This is a genomic window from Photobacterium sp. R1, from assembly GCF_054600795.1.
Genome location: NZ_BAAHZP010000287.1, coordinates 1 through 333 on the forward strand (window position 1 = coordinate 1; position 333 = coordinate 333).

Here is a 333-nt window from a genome sequence, read left to right on the forward strand (position 1 = left end):
AGGACAGACACACTAGCCTTACAGGGACAGACATAAAGAGCGCTTAAGTGATTATTGATTCCATTGTGGAATGAGTTGATATCTCAGCTTTCGCTGTTAACGGGTTATGAGTGATGTTAATTTTTCCGGCCTGTGGGGACTGGCCCCCATCGTTTCAGGAAGAAGTATGGACATCTCTTTAGACATTCTCGCGATTTTATTCTTCGTGGCCGGTCTGGCTGCCTTTATTGATGCTATCGCCGGTGGTGGCGGACTGCTGACAGTACCTGCGTTACTGGCAGCCGGCGTGCCGCCAACGCAGGCGCTGGCAACCAATAAACTGCAGAGCTCCTT

Annotated in this window: 1 protein-coding gene; it reads left to right on the forward strand. The window is 50.5% G+C overall.

Annotated elements, in window-relative coordinates; all coding sequences use genetic code 11:
- Positions 1 to 166 precede the first annotated feature (166 nt).
- On the forward strand, positions 167 to 333 hold a 167-nt coding region (locus ACYP03_RS25065; RefSeq protein ID WP_459782536.1), incomplete at its 3' end, for a TSUP family transporter.